The sequence below is a fragment of the Phycicoccus avicenniae genome, assembly GCF_050496545.1.
GTDB lineage: Bacteria > Actinomycetota > Actinomycetes > Actinomycetales > Dermatophilaceae > Phycicoccus > Phycicoccus avicenniae_A.
On record NZ_JBNVZV010000003.1, the window covers coordinates 124881 to 143004 of the forward strand.

At 74.4% G+C, this 18124-nt stretch carries 19 protein-coding genes; 8 read left to right on the forward strand and 11 right to left on the reverse strand.

Going from position 1 to position 18124, the window contains the following annotated elements; translation table 11 throughout:
- Positions 1 to 109 precede the first annotated feature (109 nt).
- Positions 110 to 1099, reverse strand: coding sequence for an LLM class F420-dependent oxidoreductase (locus ACQZ2A_RS03805; RefSeq protein ID WP_430207282.1), 990 nt, complete (start codon positions 1097 to 1099; stop codon positions 110 to 112).
- A gap of 61 nt (positions 1100 to 1160) precedes the next feature.
- Between ACQZ2A_RS03805 and ACQZ2A_RS03810 the strand changes: the two genes are divergently transcribed.
- Both ACQZ2A_RS03810 and ACQZ2A_RS03815 read left to right on the forward strand, forming a co-directional pair.
- Positions 1161 to 1661 (forward strand): YqeB family protein, encoded by a 501-nt coding sequence (locus ACQZ2A_RS03810; RefSeq protein WP_430207284.1) that lies wholly within the window; start codon positions 1161 to 1163, stop codon positions 1659 to 1661.
- A 142-nt stretch (positions 1662 to 1803) separates the two neighbouring features.
- Positions 1804 to 2349, forward strand: coding sequence for an orotate phosphoribosyltransferase (locus ACQZ2A_RS03815; protein WP_430207285.1), 546 nt, complete (start codon positions 1804 to 1806; stop codon positions 2347 to 2349).
- A gap of 55 nt (positions 2350 to 2404) precedes the next feature.
- On the opposite strand, the gene ACQZ2A_RS03820 is transcribed toward ACQZ2A_RS03815, so the two are convergent.
- A complete protein-coding gene (locus ACQZ2A_RS03820) occupies positions 2405 to 2869 on the reverse strand; it encodes a hypothetical protein (RefSeq protein ID WP_430207286.1) in 465 nt (154 codons plus the stop codon).
- A gap of 62 nt (positions 2870 to 2931) precedes the next feature.
- Here ACQZ2A_RS03820 and ACQZ2A_RS03825 point away from each other — a divergent pair, with 62 nt between their 5' ends.
- The gene (locus tag ACQZ2A_RS03825; RefSeq protein ID WP_430207287.1) at positions 2932 to 3162 is read left to right on the forward strand and encodes a DUF3072 domain-containing protein; all 231 of its coding nucleotides are present in this window, start codon (positions 2932 to 2934) and stop codon (positions 3160 to 3162) included.
- Positions 3163 to 3178: 16 nt separating this feature from the next.
- Here ACQZ2A_RS03825 and ACQZ2A_RS03830 read toward each other — a convergent pair whose 3' ends face one another.
- Entirely contained in the window at positions 3179 to 4147 is a 969-nt protein-coding gene (locus tag ACQZ2A_RS03830; protein ID WP_430207288.1) for a patatin-like phospholipase family protein, read from the reverse strand.
- 54 nt (positions 4148 to 4201) lie between these two features.
- On the opposite strand from ACQZ2A_RS03830, the gene ACQZ2A_RS03835 reads away from it, so the two are divergent.
- The 3 genes from ACQZ2A_RS03835 (at position 4202) to ACQZ2A_RS03845 (ending at position 7112) form a co-directional block, all read left to right on the forward strand.
- A complete protein-coding gene (locus ACQZ2A_RS03835) occupies positions 4202 to 5047 on the forward strand; it encodes a patatin-like phospholipase family protein (RefSeq protein WP_430207290.1) in 846 nt (281 codons plus the stop codon).
- Positions 5048 to 5073: 26 nt separating this feature from the next.
- Positions 5074 to 6363, forward strand: a complete 1290-nt coding sequence (locus tag ACQZ2A_RS03840; protein WP_430207292.1) for a cytochrome P450 — start codon at positions 5074 to 5076, stop codon at positions 6361 to 6363.
- Positions 6364 to 6431: 68 nt separating this feature from the next.
- Positions 6432 to 7112 carry an AMIN-like domain-containing (lipo)protein gene (locus ACQZ2A_RS03845; RefSeq protein WP_430207293.1) on the forward strand — a complete coding sequence of 227 codons (681 nt, stop codon included), beginning with the start codon at positions 6432 to 6434 and terminating at the stop codon, positions 7110 to 7112.
- Positions 7113 to 7131: 19 nt separating this feature from the next.
- Here the strand turns inward: ACQZ2A_RS03845 and ACQZ2A_RS03850 are convergent, their stop codons facing one another.
- From ACQZ2A_RS03850 to ACQZ2A_RS03870, 5 genes are all read right to left on the reverse strand, one after another.
- Positions 7132 to 8160: a GNAT family N-acetyltransferase gene (locus tag ACQZ2A_RS03850; RefSeq protein WP_430207294.1), complete on the reverse strand. Its 1029-nt coding sequence runs from the start codon at positions 8158 to 8160 to the stop codon at positions 7132 to 7134.
- A 116-nt stretch (positions 8161 to 8276) separates the two neighbouring features.
- A complete protein-coding gene (locus ACQZ2A_RS03855; RefSeq protein ID WP_430207296.1) occupies positions 8277 to 9461 on the reverse strand; it encodes a hypothetical protein in 1185 nt (394 codons plus the stop codon).
- A gap of 99 nt (positions 9462 to 9560) precedes the next feature.
- Complete coding sequence (locus ACQZ2A_RS03860; protein ID WP_430207299.1) at positions 9561 to 10406, reverse strand: hypothetical protein; 846 nt, start codon at positions 10404 to 10406, stop codon at positions 9561 to 9563.
- Positions 10407 to 10581: 175 nt separating this feature from the next.
- Positions 10582 to 11661, reverse strand: a complete 1080-nt coding sequence (locus tag ACQZ2A_RS03865; RefSeq protein WP_430207301.1) for an alpha/beta fold hydrolase — start codon at positions 11659 to 11661, stop codon at positions 10582 to 10584.
- A gap of 175 nt (positions 11662 to 11836) precedes the next feature.
- On the reverse strand, positions 11837 to 13111 hold the full coding sequence (locus tag ACQZ2A_RS03870; protein WP_430207303.1) for an ArgE/DapE family deacylase: 1275 nt from the start codon (positions 13109 to 13111) through the stop codon (positions 11837 to 11839).
- 65 nt (positions 13112 to 13176) lie between these two features.
- Between ACQZ2A_RS03870 and ACQZ2A_RS03875 the strand changes: the two genes are divergently transcribed.
- Together ACQZ2A_RS03875 and ACQZ2A_RS03880 are read left to right on the forward strand one after the other, a co-directional pair.
- Positions 13177 to 14091, forward strand: a complete 915-nt coding sequence (locus ACQZ2A_RS03875; protein WP_430207305.1) for a cation diffusion facilitator family transporter — start codon at positions 13177 to 13179, stop codon at positions 14089 to 14091.
- Positions 14092 to 14131: 40 nt separating this feature from the next.
- Positions 14132 to 15598 (forward strand): MDR family MFS transporter, encoded by a 1467-nt coding sequence (locus ACQZ2A_RS03880; RefSeq protein ID WP_430207307.1) that lies wholly within the window; start codon positions 14132 to 14134, stop codon positions 15596 to 15598.
- Positions 15599 to 15615: 17 nt separating this feature from the next.
- On the opposite strand, the gene ACQZ2A_RS03885 is transcribed toward ACQZ2A_RS03880, so the two are convergent.
- Genes ACQZ2A_RS03885 through ACQZ2A_RS03895 form a run of 3 tightly spaced genes read right to left on the reverse strand, consistent with a single transcriptional unit; the run spans position 15616 to position 18092 of the window.
- On the reverse strand, positions 15616 to 16428 hold the full coding sequence (locus ACQZ2A_RS03885; protein WP_430207310.1) for a DUF5701 family protein: 813 nt from the start codon (positions 16426 to 16428) through the stop codon (positions 15616 to 15618).
- The gene (locus ACQZ2A_RS03890; protein WP_430207313.1) at positions 16310 to 17602 is read right to left on the reverse strand and encodes an MFS transporter; all 1293 of its coding nucleotides are present in this window, start codon (positions 17600 to 17602) and stop codon (positions 16310 to 16312) included. Before ACQZ2A_RS03890 ends, ACQZ2A_RS03885 begins: the two co-directional genes overlap by 119 nt.
- A 55-nt stretch (positions 17603 to 17657) precedes the next feature.
- Positions 17658 to 18092, reverse strand: a complete 435-nt coding sequence (locus tag ACQZ2A_RS03895; RefSeq protein WP_430207316.1) for a hypothetical protein — start codon at positions 18090 to 18092, stop codon at positions 17658 to 17660.
- Positions 18093 to 18124 lie beyond the last annotated feature (32 nt).

The following is an 18124-nucleotide window of genomic DNA, read 5'->3' on the forward strand; positions in this document are numbered from 1 at the left end:
TGCGGACGGCTTCGGGCACCGACCGGCGACGATGCCCGTCAGGGTCGCGCCACGTGCGCGACGCGGCCCCTGCGCGGGTGTTCGGAACGCCCCCCGCGCATGGATTGTGTCAGGCCCGGGGGACCAGCGGGGCGAGCGCGTCGGCCATCATCGTCACCGCGCCGGGCACGTGGCCGTTGGCGACCATGTTGACGACCAGCCCGTCGACCCCGCGGTCGAGCACCCGCTCCTTCAGCTGGCCCGCGACCTCGTCGGGGGTGCCGACGAACTGCCGGTCGGTGGCCACGCGGCGCTGGTCGTCGTCCATCGCGTCGAGGTCGACCCCGCGCGACCCGAGGAAGTCGCGGTGCATCGCACGGGCGGCGTCGCCGTCCTCGTCCATCATCACGAAGGCGAGGTAGCTCGTCTCCAGCGTGGAGCGGTCGCGGCCCTCCTCCGCGCAGCGGGCCTCGAGCGCCTCCAGCTTCTGCGGGATGTCGGACGCGTTGCAGATGAGGTTGAGGTGCGCGGCGTGCCGGGCGGCGAACTTGAACGTCTTCCGTTCTCCCCCACCGCCGATGAGGATGGGCAGGTCGTCGCGCAGCCGGGGCTCGTTCATCGCGCCCTCGGTGCGGTACCAGTCGCCGGAGACCGTGGGGCGCTGGCCGCGCAGCATCGGCTCGATGATCCGCAGCGCCTCGTCGAGCCGGTTGAACCGGTCCGTGAAGGTGCCGAACTCGAAGCCGAGCTGCTGGTGCTCGAGCTCGAACCATCCCGCGCCGATGCCGAGGACGGCGCGCCCACCGCTCACGAGGTCGAGGGTGGTGACCACCTTCGCGAGCAGCGTGGGGTTGCGGTAGGTGTTGCCGGTGACGAGCGTCGAGAGCTGCACCCGCTCGGTGGCCGTGGCGAGCGCCCCGAGGAGGGTGTAGGCCTCGAGCATCGGCTGGTCCGGGTCGCCGATGCCCGGCAGCTGGTAGAAGTGGTCCATCACGAGCACGGCGTCGACACCGGCGGCGTCGGCCTCCCGCGCCTGCTGCACCACGGTGGGGACGATGCGCGCCGGGTCGCCGCCCGGGTAGCTGAAGTTCGGGATCTGGTAGCCGAGGCGGATGCTCATCCTCGGACCGTACGCCCGCCTCCCCGGCCCGTGGGCCCGCGCTCCCGTAGCCTCGACGGGCATGGGGAACGACGACGCGGACCCGACCCGGCGCATCGGGGGCTTCGACACGGCGGGACGCACGTTCGTGGTCACGCTCTTCGGTGGGGTGGGCCTGGCGCTCGGGCTGCTGCTGCCCTGGCTCGCGGGGTTCGCGGCCGACAACGGCTGGGTGCCCTTCGGCGGCCCGGTGCGCTGGCTCGCCTCGTTCGACGGCTCGTGGCTGGTGTGGGGGCGGCCGCTCATCGGCCTCGTGCTGGGCCTGGCGTTCGCGGCGTGGGTCCTCACCAACACCGCGGTGCTGCACGTCGGGCCGCAGGAGGTCCGGGTCGAGCGCCGCGGCTCGGTCGAGCGGGTCATCCCCCGCGAGGCGGTGGACGGGGTGCACCGACGCGGCTCGAAGGTCGTCATCGAGTCCGCCGGCGGGCGGGTCCTGTTCCGGGACGACGTCGAGGGCGACCAGGCCGCCGTCCGTGAGGCGTTCGTCGGGGCGGGCTACCCCTGGGAGGGCCCACCGGCCTGAGCCGCTGCGCAGGCGGCACGTCGAGAGAGAGGGAGACACGCAGACCGGGGCGCTCCTTCGTCTGCGTGGTGCCCGATCTCGAGGGTCGCGATCACTCCCCGCCGTCGCGCGGCCGCCCTCCCGCCCGGGCATGCTGGACGCCGTGGACCCCCTCCAGCTCGCCGCCCGGATCGACGCCACGTGCCGGCTGACCGGCTCGTTCACGCTGCGCTCGGGAGCCACCGCGACCGAGTACTTCGACAAGTACCGCTTCGAGTCCGACCCCGCCCTCCTGCGGGCGGTCGCCGAGGCGATGGTGCCGCTCCTGCCCCCCGGCACCGGCGTGCTCGGCGGGCTCGAGCTCGGTGGTGTCCCCATAGCGACGGTCGTCTCGTCGCTCACCGGGCTGCCGGTGGTCTTCGTGCGCAAGCAGGCCAAGGAGTACGGCACGCGCCGCCTCGTCGAGGGCGCCGACGTCGACGGTGCGGTGATCACGCTCGTCGAGGACGTTCTCACGACCGGCGGCGCGGCCCGCGAGGCGACGCTCGCCCTGCGCGGCCTAGGCGCCAGGGTGGGCACGGCGGTCTGCGCGATCGACCGCAGCGGTCTCGACGGCGGTCCGCTGCTCGACGTCGACGTGGCCACCCGGTCGGTCCTGACCCGTGCGGACCTCGACGCCGCTCGGGCCGCCCGTGACCGGTCGAGGTGATACCGCACCGTCACAGGGGCCGGCTCCACCTCGACCCGGCAGGGACCCACCCCGGTCAGCGCGCCAGGGCGACCCCGGTCCAGGCCTCGTCGTGCGACACGTCCCGGAGGACCTCGAGCCACGGGGGGAGCGGGGCGGGCGGGGAGTCCCCGTCGTCGACCTCGGCGACGAGCGTGCCGTCCTCGTGCTCGTCGACCGCGACGAGCCGGCCGTCCCGTCGCACGAGGTGGCGGGTCTTGCGCAGCACCCGGGCCGGGAGGTCGGCGAGCAGCGTCCACTCGGCCTCGTCGAGGTAGAGGTTCGTGCACGCCACGGCGGACGCGTCGTCGCCGAGCCGCACCTTGTGCCCGAGCTTGCGGGTCACGCTCCCGTCGGGCGAACGCACCTCGCGCAGCCGCAGGCGCGTCCCGATGAGATAGCGGTCGGTGATCTCGCGTCGCTCGACGTCGCCGTCGGGGACGCCCGCGACGAGGAACCGGCGCTCGCGCTCGACCACCGCGTACTTCAGGGAGGGCTGCACGCCGACCACGCTAACGAGACGCGCGCGACCACGTTGTCGGTGCTCCCGCCTAGCGTGGCCGGATGAGCGACCAGACCCCGATGCCCGAGCAGACCCCCGACCCGCAGGACGCCGCCAAGCCCACCGAGGAGTGGGCCACCGGCGACGAGCCCGCCACCGGGCCCCAGCTGAGCTACCTGTCCACCCTCGCCCGCGAGGCCGGCCGCGAGGTGCCCGAGGGCCTCACCAAGGCCCGCGCCTCCGAGCTCATCGACGAGCTGCAGGGCGCCTCGCCCCGCGTCGACCCGCAGTGAGGGTGCCCGCGCGCCGTCAGTAGCCGGCGTCGTCCAGGGCCGTGGCGGTCAGCTCGCGGCCGAGGGCGATCATCTCGCTCGCGCGGTGGAAGTCCATCGTGCGGCAGGCGTCCGAGGGCACCGAGACGAGGACGTCCGGCGGGTTGCTCGCCATCCGGTAGCGGGTGATGAGCGCCGCCATCGTGTCGAAGGACCGGTTGAAGATCTCGGTCGATGCGAGGTCCTTCGGTGCGGGCGCGTACCCGGGCGCGGCCACCGACGCCGGTGACGCCCCCTCCGTCACCGGCTCGACCTCCTCGCCCGAGGCCGCGTCCGGCGCCTCCGTCGAGGCGTGCGAGCCGCCGCCCATCAGCGCGCTGACGCGGTGGGTCAACGAGCGCACCGACCCGGCGATCGGCCCCGGCGTGCGCACCGGCGCCACCGGCATGCCCTGGCTGTGCCCCGCCTGGAGGCTGACCGCCACCGTGAGGTCGGACATCACGGCTGCGGTCGGCTCGATGGGCACCGGGTTCATCAGGCCACCGTCCACGAGCAGCCGGCCGTCGACCACGATCGGCGTCACCAGGCTCGGGATGGCCACCGAGGCGCGGATGGCCGTCGCCACCGGCCCGCGCTGGAACCAGACCTCGCGCCGGTGGTTGAGGTCCGTGGCCACCGCCGTGAAGGGGATGGCGCAGTCCTCGATGAGCGCGCCACCGAGGATGTCACCGACCTTGGAGAAGATGCGCTCGGCCCGGATCGCCCCTCCCCCACCGAGGTTCATGTCGAGCAGCCGCCAGACGTCGTACTGGGTCAGGCCCGTCACCCACTCGGTGTAGGCATCGAGCCGGCCCGCCGCGTGGAGCCCGCCGACGAGCGCCCCCATCGACGTCCCGGCGACGGCCACGACCTCGTAGCCGCATTCCTCGATGACCTGGAGGGCGCCGATGTGCGCGTACCCGCGTGCACCACCGGCGCCGAGCGCGAGCGCCACCCGTCGACCCATGACGTCAGGGTACGTCCGGCGACCCCGCCGGCCCCCGGCACCTACGGTGGGGCGATGACCCGCAGCGCACTCGTCCTCGGCGGTGGCGGCATTACCGGCATCGCGTGGGAGCTCGGGCTCCTGCACGGCCTCGCCGAGGCGGGTGTCGACCTCACGACGGCCGACCTCGTCGTGGGCACCTCCGCAGGGTCGGTGGCCGGCGCCCAGATCCGTTCCGGCACACCGCTCGCCGAGCTCTACGACGCGCAGCTCGCCCCGCCCGAGGGGGAGATCGGCGCCACCCTGTCCCGGTGGACGATGCTGCGCCTCCTACCCGCTGTGGTGCGACCGGGCAGCGCGCACCAGAAGCGCGCCCGGGTCGGGCGCAAGGCCCTGCGCGCGCACCCCGGCGACGGCGCCGAGCGGGTGGCCGTCATCCGGCACCGCGTGCCGTGGGAGCACTGGCCTTCCGCCGACCTGCGCATCACGGCCGTCGACGCGCGCACGGGCGAGTTCGTCGTCCTCGACCGTGACGGCGGCGTCGACCTCGTCCACGCCGTCGCCGCCAGCTGCGCCGTCCCGATGGTCTGGCCCCCCGTCGCCGTCGGCGACCGGCACTACGTCGACGGGGGCGTCCGCTCGACCACCAACGCCGACGTCGCCGAGGGCTGCGACCCGGTCGTCGTCATCGCCCCGCTCCCCCGCTCGCTGACGAAGGCCTCCTCGATCGAGGCGCAGCTGGCGAGGACCGGCGCCCGCAGCACCGCCGTCGTCGCCCCCGACGCCCGCGCGCTGGCCGCCATCGGGAAGAACGTGCTCGACCCCGCCCGGCGGGCCGACGCCGCCCGCGCCGGACGCCGCCAGGCGGCCCAGGTGCTGCGGGAGGTCGAGACGGCGTGGTCCAGCGGCCCGCGCGGCTAGGCTCGAGGGACCGGAAGGAGGACGGGATGCACCGCACGACCGCCCTGCCCCCGGGCCCGCGCCTCCCCCGCCTGGTCCAGAGCATCGGGATGATGCGGATGCGGCACCGCTTCGTGCCGTGGCTGCACCGCCGGTACGGGGACGTCATCACCGTGCGGCTCGTCCCCAGCCCTCGCACCGTCGTCCTCTTCGCCGACCCCTCCGCGGTGCGTGAGATCTTCGCCGGCGACCCCGACGTCTTCCACGCCGGCGAGGCCAACTCCATCCTCGCCCCGGTCATGGGCGAGCACTCCCTGCTGCTGGTCGACGGGGCCGAGCACCGCCGCTCCCGCGCCCTGCTCACCCCGGCCTTCTCGGGGCGCGCGCTGCGCGGGTACGCCGACCTCGTGACGGGGCTGGCCAAGACCGAGGTCGGCGCCTGGCGCCCGGGCGTGCCGTTCCCCGCCCTGGAGCGGATGAACGCGCTGACCCTCGAGGTCATCCTCCGCGTCGTCTTCGGCGTCACCGACGAGACCCGGCTGGCCCGTCTGCGCCCCCTCGTGCGCGAGCTGGTCGAGGTCAGCCCGCTCGTCTTCCTCGGGTCGCTCGTCCCGCGGCTGCGCTCGGTCGGCATGTGGCGCAGGGCGGCCCAGCGGACCGCAGCCCTCGACGCGCTCGTGTACGAGGAGATCGCCGAGCGTCGGGCCGGCCACGACCTCGACGAGCGCACCGACGTGCTCACCCGGCTCATCCGCGTCGACGACGGCGGTGACCGCCTCACCGACGCCGAGCTGCGCGACCAGCTGGTCACCCTCCTGCTCGCGGGTCACGAGACGACCGCGACCGCCTTGGCCTGGACCCTGTACGAGGTGGGCCGCGACCCCGACCTGCGCGCCTGGGCCCGCGATGCCGCCCGCACCGGCGACGAGGACCGGCTCGAGGCGCTGGTCAAGGAGTCGATGCGCCTGCACCCCGTCATCCCGATGGTCGTCCGGGTGCTCACGGCCCCGACGACGCTCGCCGGCGTCGACCTGCCCTCGGGCACGACCGTGGCCGCCTCCATCCTCCTCGCCCACTCCCGCGCCGAGAGCCACGAGGACCCCGCGGCGTTCCGCCCCGAGCGCTTCCTCGGTGGTCAGCCCGCCCCGAACACCTGGATTCCTTTCGGCGGCGGGGTGCGCCGGTGCATCGGTGCCGGCTTCTCGCTGATGGAGGCCGTCGCGGTGCTGCGCGAGGTGCTCGTCGAGTACGACGTCGAGACGGTCGGCACCGAGGAGCCACGCGTCCGGAACATCACGAGCGTGCCGCGCCACGGCGCGCGGATCTCGGTGCGCTGAGGCCCGGAACGGCACGCCCCTCCCCTGACGTCCCACGCGGGTGGCACCCCGTCCGGGACCATGGGGTCGTGAAGGGAGCACCGATGGACGAGGCACGCAGGACCGACCGCACGCGGCGGACGGGGGTGGTTCTCGCGGCCGCGCTCGCGGTCGTGGCGCTCGCCGCCTGCACGACGAGCGGCAAGGAGGAGCCCGGGCTCGGCCCGGACCCGTCGACCACCGCCTCCTCCCCCTCCGCCAGCCCCACCCCGACCCCCACTGCGTCCTCGTCCACTCCGTCGCCCAGCACGAGCCCCACGCTCGCCGGGTTCTCGCTCGCCGACCGGCAGAGCAAGGACTGGCCCGAGCTCGGTGGCGCACTCGGGATCGGCCTCGAGAGCCGCGTCGGGAAGCACACCGGCTACGTCCGCGTCGTCTACGAGTTCAGCGGCCCGGACGTCCCGAACTACGCCGTGCGCTACGTGGACGCGCCCGTCGCGGACGGGTCGGGGGACCGCGTCACGGTGGCCGGCGACGTCTGGCTCGAGGTCCTCGTCAGCTCCCTCGACGTCCCCGGCGAGTCCGCTCCCAGCCCCGACGACCCGCTGCCGGCGACGCTGAAGGGCACCGGCGTCGCCGAGGCCAAGGCGATCTGGGGTGGTTTCGAGGGCATCGGGCAGGGCTTCATCGGCCTCACCGGCGAGCGGCGGCCGTTCAAGGTCACGACGGCCACGAACCCCAGCCGGCTCGTCGTCGACATCGCCCGCTGAGGCACGGCGGCCCGCTCGTTCAGAGGTCGAGGTCCTGGTGCCAGGACTGCGTCCGGTAGTCGGTGACCCAGCCCATCGAGGTGTAGAGGCCATCGGCGCCGGTCGGTGAGTCGGCGTCGACCTCGAGCCCGACACGGTTGCGGCCGCGACGCGCGGCATCGGCGATCACGGTGTGCAGCAACGCCTTCGCGACGCCCCGCCCGCGAGCCCGCCGGTGGACGCCGATGTAGTCGACGTAGCTGCCGGGGATGCCGTCGGCATCCGGGCGCAGGACCGACGAGACGACCGCCCCGGCGGGGACCGCGCCGTCCTCGGTCTCGACGGTCGCGAGCCACCAGTGGTCCCAGCGGTGGCCGGGGTCCTCGCGCAGGCGCATGACGAACTCGGGGAAGCTCTCGCGGTAGGAGCTGAAGTGGTCCTGGAAGGACTCCTCGAGCACGCGGTGGACGGCCTGGAGGTCCTGGGCGACGGGCAGGCCGTCGTCGTGGCGGTCGACCTGCCGGACGAGCACGCCCTCGCGCGGGCCGGGCAGGCTGCTCGCCTCCGCGGGGTCGACGGGGCGGGTCATCTGCAGCCAGGTCCGGGTGTGGTGGAAGCCGGCCGCCTCGAGCCAGCGCTGCTGGCGGGGGTCGTCGGCGTAGGCGCCGGAGTCGAGGAGGGTGGTGCGCAGCCGCCGCATCCGGGAGATGTCGCGGGCGTAGCGCTCACCGGCCGCGAAGAGGTGGCCGGCCAGGTCCGTGGCCTCGTCGTCGGCGAGGTCCGGTGCCACCGTGACCTCGACGAGCGTGCGCCCGGCCGCCCTGTCGTGCACCGAGAGCCACGCGACGAGGCGGGCGTCGGGGTCGCGCACGAGGACCTGCCGGCGGGTCCACGACCCGGTGCCGGCGAGCTGGACCATCACGGCCTCGGGGTCGACACCCGCGGAGCCCTTGGCGGCCCGTTGGTGCGCGGCGAGCAGGGCGGCGACCTCGGGGACGTCCTCGACCTCCGGTCGGGTCGTCGTGTACCGGTCGGGCAGTCCGTCGATGGTCACCTCGGCGTCGTTCATGGCGACCACTCTTCCAGCCCGGCACATCACGGCACAGCGCGCCCGGGCACCGGGGACCCGGCCGGCAGCCGGGTGGCTGCCGGCCGGGTCCGGGTGGTGCAGTGCCGACCCAGGGGTCAGCGGTTGTCGAACACCCCGTCGAAGAGGCTGGTGCTGCGGAAGGAACCCAGCAGGTCACCCTCGCTGCGGTCGAACCCGAAGGTCTGGCCGAACGCGTTGGCGTCCTCGTCCCGCTCGGTGCGGGTCAGGGTGCCGTCCTCGTCGGAGCGCACGGTCTCGCGCTCGGTCGCCGAGGCGTCCTCACGGGAGAAGAAGCCCGAGCCACCGCTGGCCGAGTACGGCGCGGCGAGGTCGAACACCGAGGTGCTCTTCGAGCGGGTGGCGGCCTCGTCACGGTCCTTCGTCGAGAAGACGTCCGAGCGCGTGGCGCCGAAGGTTCCCTTCGGGTCGGCCGTGAAGGAGCCGGTGTCGAACCCGCCCGCGGTCTTCGAGGCGCGGGCCTCACGGGTGGCCTCGGAGCGGGTGCCGTCCTCGTCGGTCACGGTGTCGCGACGGGCGTCCATCGAGGCGCGCTCGTCGGAGAAGGCGCCGGTGATGCCCTTGAAGGACAGCGGCGAGGAGAACGAGCCCGCGGCCTCGGAGGTCGAGGCCCCGGTGACGTCCTCGTCGTCACGCGTCAGCTCGTCGCTGCGCGCGCCCGAGAGGGTGCCCATCGGGTCGGCGGTGAGCTTGCCGATGCCGAAGGAGTAGCCGGTCTTCGACGCGCTCGCCGACTCCGACTCCGACGTGCGGGTGTCGCCGTCCTCGTCGGTGCGGGTGACCTTCTCCTGGTCGGTGGAGGCCTGCTCGTTCGAGCCGGTCAGGCCCAGGCCGCCGATGGAGACGGGCGCCTTCGCCGTGGCCTTGCCCTTCGTGCTGGACGAGGAGCTGCTCTCGTCGGAGCCTGAGTCGCGCGAGGTGGCGGACTTCGTGATGGACGAGATCGCCGCCGACGGGTCGGCCGTGATGTCGCCGGTCGAGAGCCCGACCGAGTTCTTCGAGGAGTCCTTCGACGCGCGCGTCGTCGACTCCTGGGAGCCGTCCCGGTCGGTCCGGGTCTCGGTGACCGAGGAGCTCGACGAGCTGCTGCTCGTGGCCCCGAGGTCGATGCCGCCGATGCGGATCGGCGAGGAGAAGGAGGAGTCGGCCGCGTTCTGGGACGCGCTCGAACCCTCGTCGGCGGACGCCATCGCGGCGCCACCGAGGAGCAGGCCGCCGGCGACGGCAGCGGTGCCCAGGGATCGCTTGATCCAGGTGTTCATGTCAGACCTTTCGTCAGGTGTGTCCTGTGCCGGCGCACGGGGTCGTCGGGACTCCGGCACCGTGCGGCTCGTGGAGCCGCGCGGGATCGACCTGACGGGTCAGTCGGGGGCGACGCCGGGCCGGAGGAAGGCCTGGGTCGCGAGGACGGCCTCTTCACCGGCGGGCAGCGCGGTGAGGGCCGAGGCATCCCGTGCCGCCCGGGGGGCGAGCGCGGAGGTGTCGGGGGCGTGCGGGCCGTGGACCGTCGCGGCCGAGCCCGGCGCCGCGGGTGCAGGGGCGGGGGCGGTCGGCGTGGTGGGGAGGACCGGGACGGCCGGGGCCGCAGGGGTGCGCTCGACGGCGGAGGTGGGGGTCACGTCGGACGGCAGGACCGGCGCGGCGGACGGCAGGGCCTCGGTCGCCGGGACGACGGGGGCCGCCGGGACCGGCGGGGTGAACATGGTGGAAGAGCTCGACCCGGCGGAGGGCCCGGTGACCGGGAGCAGGCCGTCCACCGGCGGCACCGTCCCGGCCACCGGAGTCAGGGCGTCGGTGACCGGAGCGAGCGGCTCGAGGACGACGTCGGTGACCGGGGCGAGGGTCTCGGCCACCGGTGTGGTGACGGGCTCGACGAGGTCCGCGACCGGCTTCACGACGGGCTCGACGACCTTCGCGACCGGCTTCACGACGGGCTCGACGGCCTTCTCGACCGGCTTCGCCACCGGCTCGACCGCCTTCGCCACCGGCTTCACGACGGGCTCGAGGGCCTCGGCGGCGGGCGTGGTCACGGGCTCGACGACGGGGGTGGTCACGGAGGAGACGAGGTCACCGGCGCGCCCCAGCAGGCCGCCGCCCTCGTCGGCCGATGCGGAGGAGGCAACCGCGACGGAGAGCACGAAGCCGGAGACGAGGGCACCGACCGCGAGCAGGACGGCGCGGAGCAGGCGCTGCGTCAGCGGCGTCATCGTGCTCCCTCCGGTCCTGCGGATGCGTGCACGAGGGCTTCGAAGCCCCGGGCTCAGCCGGATGGGGGTCTCGCCGAACTTTTTCCTCCGGCGTGGATTCCGGTCCCTCCCGCGAACGTGTGTGAACCCGCCGGGGATCCCCGGCGCGTCCACACACGTTCGTTGTGGAGGGGGCTCAGACGGGGGTGTCGAGGAGCTCGCGCAGGTGGGCGTCGACCTCGTCGAGGTAGGACTGCTCGAAGCCGAACAGTCCGAAGTGGCCGGCGATGCTGTGGAGCATCCGCACCTCGGCGCCCGGCGTCATCGCCGCCTCGGGCTCGCAGTCGCGCGGCGGGAAGAACATGTCCTGCTCGATCGGCATGACGAAGGTCTTGGCCGTGATGCGCCCCAGGGCCGCCGCGAGGTCGCCGCCGGCGTTGCGGGCGACGTCGCCGCGCTGCCACTTCCAGCCCATCGAGAGCAGGGCGTTGGGGTCCATCATCGTGAAGAGCGTGCGGGTGAAGTTCTGCTGGAACACGTCGAAGGTCGAGAACTCCAGGCCCTCGGCGATCGGCGGGATGCCCTTCCAGAACTCGGTCTTCCAGAAGTCCGTGGTCAGGCCCATCGTGGCCCAGATGTCGGCGTGCCGCGTCAGGCCGTCGCGGACGTCCTCGTGCGAGGCGTACTCGCCGCCGTTCCACCCGGGGTCGGAGGTGATGGCGTCCATGAGGGTCTGCGTGAACAGGAAGTCGTGCGGGGTGTTCTGCGCGGTGCCGGCGATGGGTGCCGCGCGAAGGACCTTGTCGGGGAACCGGACCGCCCACTCCCACGTCTGCTGGGCGCCCATCGAGCCACCGACGACGAGGGCCAGCCGCTCGATGCCGAAGTGCTCGCGCAGCAGCTGCTCCTGGGCGCGGACGTCGTCGCCGATGCGCACCTGCGGGAAGCGCGACATCGCGATCGAGGGGTCGTCGGTGGTGTGCGGCGAGGTCGACATCCCGTTGCCGATCTGGTTGACCACGACGACGAACCAGCGGCTGGGGTCGAGCGCCCGACCCTCGCCGATGTAGACCTGCCACCACGTGGCGTGCGTGCCCGAGAACCACGTCGGCACGAGGATCGCGTTGTCCTTGGCCTCGTTCAGCTCGCCGAAGGTCGCGACCGCGAGGTGCAGGTCCGGGATGACGCCACCCTCCTCGAGCTCGAAGCGCCCGACCCGCAGGAGCTCGAAGGTCCCCTGCATCTCGGCCGTGTAGAACGGGTTGTCCAGGGGCATGGCGGATCCTCTCGTCGCGACGCTGCTGACCCGCCCGACGCTAGGCCGCGCACGCGCCGTGCGGAACCCCCCAGCCGGCGAGGCCCCCCGCCCCCCCCTCTGTTCTCGCGAACGTGTGTGAACACGCCGGGATCGCGCGGCGTGTACACACACGTTCGCGGAGGAGGGCGGCGGGTCAGGAGGCGGGAGTGGCGAGGCGGCGGACGGCGAGGACGGCGAGCGCCCGGGCGACGGCCACGACCTCGTCGAGGGCCACCGACTCGCGCGGCGAGTGCGCCAGCCGCACGTCGCCCGGCCCGAACTGGAGGGTCGGCACGCCGGCCGCGGCGTAGAGGCGCAGGTCCGAGCCGTACGGAGCACCGCCGATTCGCGGGCGCACCAGCCCCACGGCCTCGGCGGCATCGGCCACCTTGTCCGCGAGCGGGTGCCCGGTGGGCAGCCGGCCCGAGGCGAACTGCCCGCCGGGCCAGGTGACGAGGGGCGGGTGCGTGGACAGCCACGGGTCGGTGGCCGCCGCCTCGGCGACGCAGCGCTCGAGCGCCTCGCGCGCCTGCGCCGGGTCCTCGTCGAGGGCGACGCCGTAGCGTCCCTCGGCCACGAGCAGGTCGGGCACGCTGCTCGCCCAGTCCCCGGCCGTGACCCGACCGACCGAGAGCGCGTACGGCAGCGCGTTGCCGGCGAAGAGCGGGTCGGGCGCCGCGTTCCGTGATGCCTCGAGCCGGCGCAGCGCGGCGTGCACGACGGCGAAGGTGTCGAGGGCCGAGACGCCCTCGGTGCGCGTGCTGCCGTGCGCGGCGAGCCCGCTCACCTCGAGCCGGAAGGTCAGCGCGCCGGCGTTGGCCGTGAGCAGCCGCCCGCTCGTCGGCTCGGTGACGACGGCCGCGTCGCCCGCGTGGCCCCGGCGCAGCGTCGCGAAGGCGCCGAGCCCGCCGTCCTCCTCGCCCACGACCGAGTGCAGCGCCAGCCGCCGCGCGAGCCGGACCCCCGAGCGGTGCAGTGCCCGGGCCACCGCGAGGTTGGCGGCCACCCCGGCCTTCATGTCGCACGCCCCACGCCCGTGCAGCCGGCCGTCGCGGACGACGGCCGCGAACGGGTCGTGCGCCCACGCCGCGGGGTCGCCGACCGGGACGACGTCGACGTGGCCCTGGAGGACGAGGCCGGGCGTCCCCTCGCCCGGGGTGGTCCCGACCAGCCCCCAGGCCTCCTCGCGCGGCGCCTCGGTGCCGGGGAACCCCGGATCGGCGCGGACCGCCTCGAGGTCCTCGGACCAGAGGTCCACCTCGAGGCCGGCCTGCGCGAACCAGCCCGCCAGCAGGTGCTGCACCTCCCCCTCGGCCGCCGTGCCCGTGACGCTCGGGACGCGGACCAGCGCGACGAGGCTCGCGACGAGCTCGTCCTCGTCGAGGGCGGCCAGGACCCGGGTCTCGGTCTCGCTCAGCGGGGCGCTCACGGCGGCACCGTAGCGCGCGGGGTAGCGTCCTCGGGAGGACGTCCGAGCAGCGGAGGAGGGCACCGATGGGCGCCGGCCACGGCCACTCCCACGCACCCTCCGGGCACGCCGGCGCGCAGCACCGGTGGCGGCTGCGGGTGGCCTTCGTCCTCGTCGGCGCCTTCTTCGTCGTCGAGCTCGTCGCCGGTCTGGTCGCCGGCTCGCTCGCCCTTCTCAGCGACGCCGGGCACATGGCCGCCGACGTCGTCGCCCTCGGTGCCGCACTCGTGGCCACCCGCATCGCCACCCGCCCGGACTCCACCGGCCGCCGTACCTTCGGCTCGTACCGCGCGGAGGTCTTCGCCTCGGGGCTGGCCGTCCTCCTGATGCTCGGGGTGTCGGTCTACATCGTCGTCGAGGCGGTCGGGCGGGTCGGCGCGAGCCCGGAGGTCGCCACCGGCGCGATGCTCCTCGTCGGCGGCCTGGGGCTGGTCGTCAACCTCGTGTCGCTCGCCCTGCTGCGCGGGGGCGCCGCGGAGAGCCTCAACGTCAAGGGCGCCTACCTCGAGGTCGTCGCCGACACCGTCGGGTCGGTCGGCGTGCTCGCGGCGGCGGGCCTCATCGCTCTTACCGGGAACCCGGTGTGGGACACCGTCGTCGCCCTTGCCATCGCCGTGTTCGTCGCCGTCCGCGCCGTTCTCCTGGGCCGCGAGGTGGTCGCCGTCCTCGGCCAGCACGCGCCGGCGGGCATCCATCCCGATGCCGCCGAGGCCACCCTGCGCTCGGTGGCCGACGTGGTCGACGTCCACGACCTCCACCTCTGGACCCTCACCTCCGGGATGCACGTCGCCACCGCGCACCTCGTCTGCGCCGACGGTGCCGACCCCGGGCTCGTGCTCGCCGACGCCGGGGCACGCCTGCGCGAGGAGTTCGGCATCGACCACGCCACGCTCCAGGTCGAGCCGCGTGGCACCCGCTCGTGCGTCGAGACGAGCTGGTAGACCCCGGAATGCCGGCCAGCCCCCGGCGGTTGGCCCTGCGGTGAGCACCCCCACCGCCGCCCGAGTCCCCCGCGCCGACGTCGGGCTGCGGAGCGAGCGTGGGCCGGTCCTCCTCGCGGTGATGCTCTCCACCGGCCTCGTCGCCATCGACGCCACCATCCTCGCGACCGCCGTCCCGGCCGTCGTGCGCGACCTCGGCGGGCTCTCGCAGTTCCCGTGGCTCTTCTCGGTCTACGTCCTCGCCCAGGCCGTCTCGGTCCCCGTCTACGGCAAGATCGCCGACCTCTACGGCCGCAAGACCGTGATGCTCGTCGGCGTCGGCCTGTTCGTGCTCGGCTCGCTGCTCTGCGGGCTCGCGTGGTCGATGGGCGCGCTCATCGCCTTCCGCGCCGTCCAGGGCCTCGGCGCCGGGGCCATCCAGCCGATCGGGATGACGATCGTCGGCGACATCTACAGCGTCGCCGAGCGGGCCACCGTGCAGGGCTACATCGCCTCGGTGTGGGCGGTCAGCTCGCTGGTCGGCCCCACCCTCGGCGGGGTGTTCTCGGAGGCCCTCACCTGGCGGTGGATCTTCTTCGTCAACCTGCCGCTCGGCGCGGCCGCGGCCTGGATGCTCTGGCGGCGCTTCACCGAGCAGCCGCGTCCGGAGTCGGCGCGGCCGCGCATCGACTACGCCGGGACGATGCTCCTGCTGCTCGGCACCGTCGCGCTGCTCGTCGCGCTCCTCGAGGGCGGCGTGCTGTGGTCGTGGGGCTCGCCGGTGAGCATCGGCCTCTTCGCCGCCGCCGTCGTCCTGCTCGTCGCGTTCGTCGTCGTCGAGCGCCGGGCCGCCGAGCCGGTCCTGCCGCTCTGGGTCTTCTCGCACCGCGTGGTCGGCGGGGCGATGCTCGTCTCGCTCGTCGTCGGGGTGATGCTCCTCGGGCTCACGTCGTACGTGCCGTTGTACGCGCAGGGGGTGCTCGGGACGGGCGCGATCGTGGCCGGGTTCGCTCTGGCCGCGATGACGATGGGCTGGCCGGTCGCGGCGGCCACGTCCGGGCGGCTCTACCTGCGCCTCGGGTTCCGGACGACGCTGCTCATCGGCTCGGTGCTCACCGTCGCCGGCTCGGGCGTGCTGCTCGCGGTCGGGCCGGACAGCTCGGTGTGGCTGCTCGCCGGTGCGTGCCTCGTCCTGGGGCTCGGGTTCGGCTACGTGGCCAGCCCGTCGCTCGTGGCCGCCCAGTCGGCCGTGCCGTGGCGCGAGCGCGGCGTCGCGACGAGCGCGTCGATCTTCGCGCGCTCGGTCGGCAGCGCCGTGGGTGTGGCCGCGTTCGGGGCGGTGGCCAACACGGTCGTGCGGGACCGGTTGGGGCACACCCCGTCCGACCTCGAGTCGCTGCCGGCGGGGGTGCTCGCCCCGGCCCTCAGCGCGGTCTTCGTCGTCGCGGCCGGCGTCTCGGTGACGATGCTGCTCGCCTCGCTCGTCATGCCCAAGGTCGTGCGCGAGGTCGGCCCCGACGCGGACTGACGCCGGGCCGTCGCGCCTCAGCCGAGGCGGGACCCCGCGGAGGCGACCCCGAGCCAGTCGTGCGGGTTGCCGTCCCAGCACCAGCCGAGCTTCGGGGCCCGCTCGCTGATCCACATCGCGGGGACCCGGCGGTCGCCGCGCCGCGAGCCGGAGAGCATGAAGCACCGGTTCTTCTCGAGCAGCTCCGGCGCGTGCGTGACGACCGCGATGCCCTCCTCGATGGTCAGCGGCGTGCGCCCCCGGCCGAGGACGACCGGCAGCGCCTCCTCCGGGCGGACGCCGCGGAACTCCTCGCCGCGGTCGACGTCGAGCAGCAGGTAGGCGTCCGGCCGCGGGAGGACCACCGGCTCGATCGGGCGGTACGGCGCCAGCCCCTGCTCGCCGTGGTTGCGGTCGACGCTGCCCGGCTTCGTCCCCCGGGGGGCGAGCCGCAGCAGCGGGACGGTGGCCTCGGGGTCGACCACCTCGCGGGTCAGGACGAGGACGAGCGGCACGCGACCGGGCGCCGGGGCCGGGAGATCGCCGAGGGCGGCCGCGTGCTCACGCAGCGGGGCGAGGAGCTCGAGGAAGGCGGACTCGCTGCGCCCGGCGAGCGCCGGGTAGCCGAGGGCGAGGAGGGTGTCGACCTGCTGGTCGAGGGTGTCGAGGGCGGACGTCGTGGCGGCGGGAGCGGTGATGGCGGACCTCCGGTGGGTCGGGAGTGGCCCATCGTCAACGCGTGTCCGGGCGCCCCGGTTCCGCGGGACCGGCCGCCGCGGCCGCCACGGCGCGCACCGGGTGGGTCTCGCGCGCCCGCACCCAGGGCATGACGGCGAGCAGGGTGATGACACCGGTGACCCCGAAGGCGAGGCCGAAGCTGCCGTGGTCGACGAGGGTGCCGGCCAGGATCGGCCCGATGATCGCGCCGGTGTCGGAGGCCATCTGGAAGGCGGCCAACGCCGGGCCGCCGTTGCGGTCGCGGCCGACGACATCGGCCAGCGAGGCCTGCTGGGCCGGGTTGAGCGCGCCGGCACCGAGCCCGGCGACGACCGAGAAGGCGACGAGGAGCGGCAGGTTCGTGGCCAGGCCGGTGCCGAGGGTCGCCACCCCCGAGACGAGGAGCCCGCCGATGATGAACGGCTTGCGGCCGATCCGGTCCGAGGTGCGGCCGGCCACCGTGAGCCCGACGGCGTTGCCGGCCGCGAAGACCGCCAGGGCGGTGCCCGCGACGAGCGACTGGTGGGTCTCGCGCGTGGCGGGGTCGAGGGACTGGTCGACGATGACGGCCGCCGCGAAGAGCGGGAGGATCGCGTTGCGCACCCCGAAGTTCGCCCAGCCGTTGGCGAACGCCGAGACCACCGAGGCGCGGTAGGCGCTGTCCCGCCAGCCGTCGCGCACGCCCATCACGGGCAGGACCGGGGCGCCCTCCGCCGGGCGCAGCGCGGTGTCCTTGAGGAAGACGAAGACGATGCCGGCGGCGAGCAGCAGGGCCGCCGCGTAGACGAGGAACGGCACGCGGAGCCCGAGCCCCCCGAGCAGGCCACCGACCACCGGCCCGCCGACCCCGCCGATGAGGAACGCCGACGCGTAGGCGGAGGAGACCCGGGCCCGGATGGACGGCGGCGCGAGGCGCACGATGAGCGCGACGGCCGAGACGGTGAACATCACCGACCCGATGCCGCCGAGGCCGCGGAAGACGAGCAGCTGCCAGTAGGAGCCGGCGAACGCCGTGGCGCCGGTGGAGACGGCGACGATGACCAGCCCGGCGAGGTAGATGGGCCGCTCCCCGAGCCGGCCGATGAGCCGGCCCCCCGCCGGGGCGAAGACGAGCCGGAAGAACGCGAACGCGCTGACGACGACGCTGCTGGCCGTGGCGCCGACGCCGAAGCTCTGGGCGAACCCCGGCAGGACCGGTGTGATGAGGCCGAACCCGAGCGCGATGACGAACGCCGCGGCGATGAGCACCCAGATCTCGCGGGGGATGCGGGCGGCCCCGGTGGGGGTGGTCAGGGGGTCGGCGGACACGAACGACCAGTATGCCCGCCGCCGGCGACACCCCGGTCGCCGGCGGGGGCCGGGCTCACTTCGCCTCGGCCTTGGTGGCCGACGGCACGCACTGTACGTCGGCGGCCTTCTCGTTGCCGGAGTAGAAGTCCTTGGCCTCGAGCTCGGTCGAGTCGCCGCCGTCGAGGGTCTCGGTGAGGGTCTTGCTGCCCACGACGGTGCCGCCCTCCTTCTTCGCGACCGCGACGAGGACGGTGTAGGTCATCCGGTCCGACCCGTCGTTGGTCAGGGTGGCCGAGAAGGACCAGTCCTTGCCGTCCTGGGCGCACTCGACCTTCGAGAGCTCCTTGATGGCGCCCGCGGGCTGGTTCGACGGCGGCGCCGCGGTGACGGTCTGCAGGGCGCCGCTGTTCGTCGGCGTCGGGTCCGCCTCGTCGCCGGAGCAGCCGGCGAGGCCGGTGGCCAGCAGGAGGGTGGTCAGGGCGGCGGCGGTCCGCGTCCTGGGTGTCACGACGGTGTTTCCTCTCGTAGGGGTTTCCATGG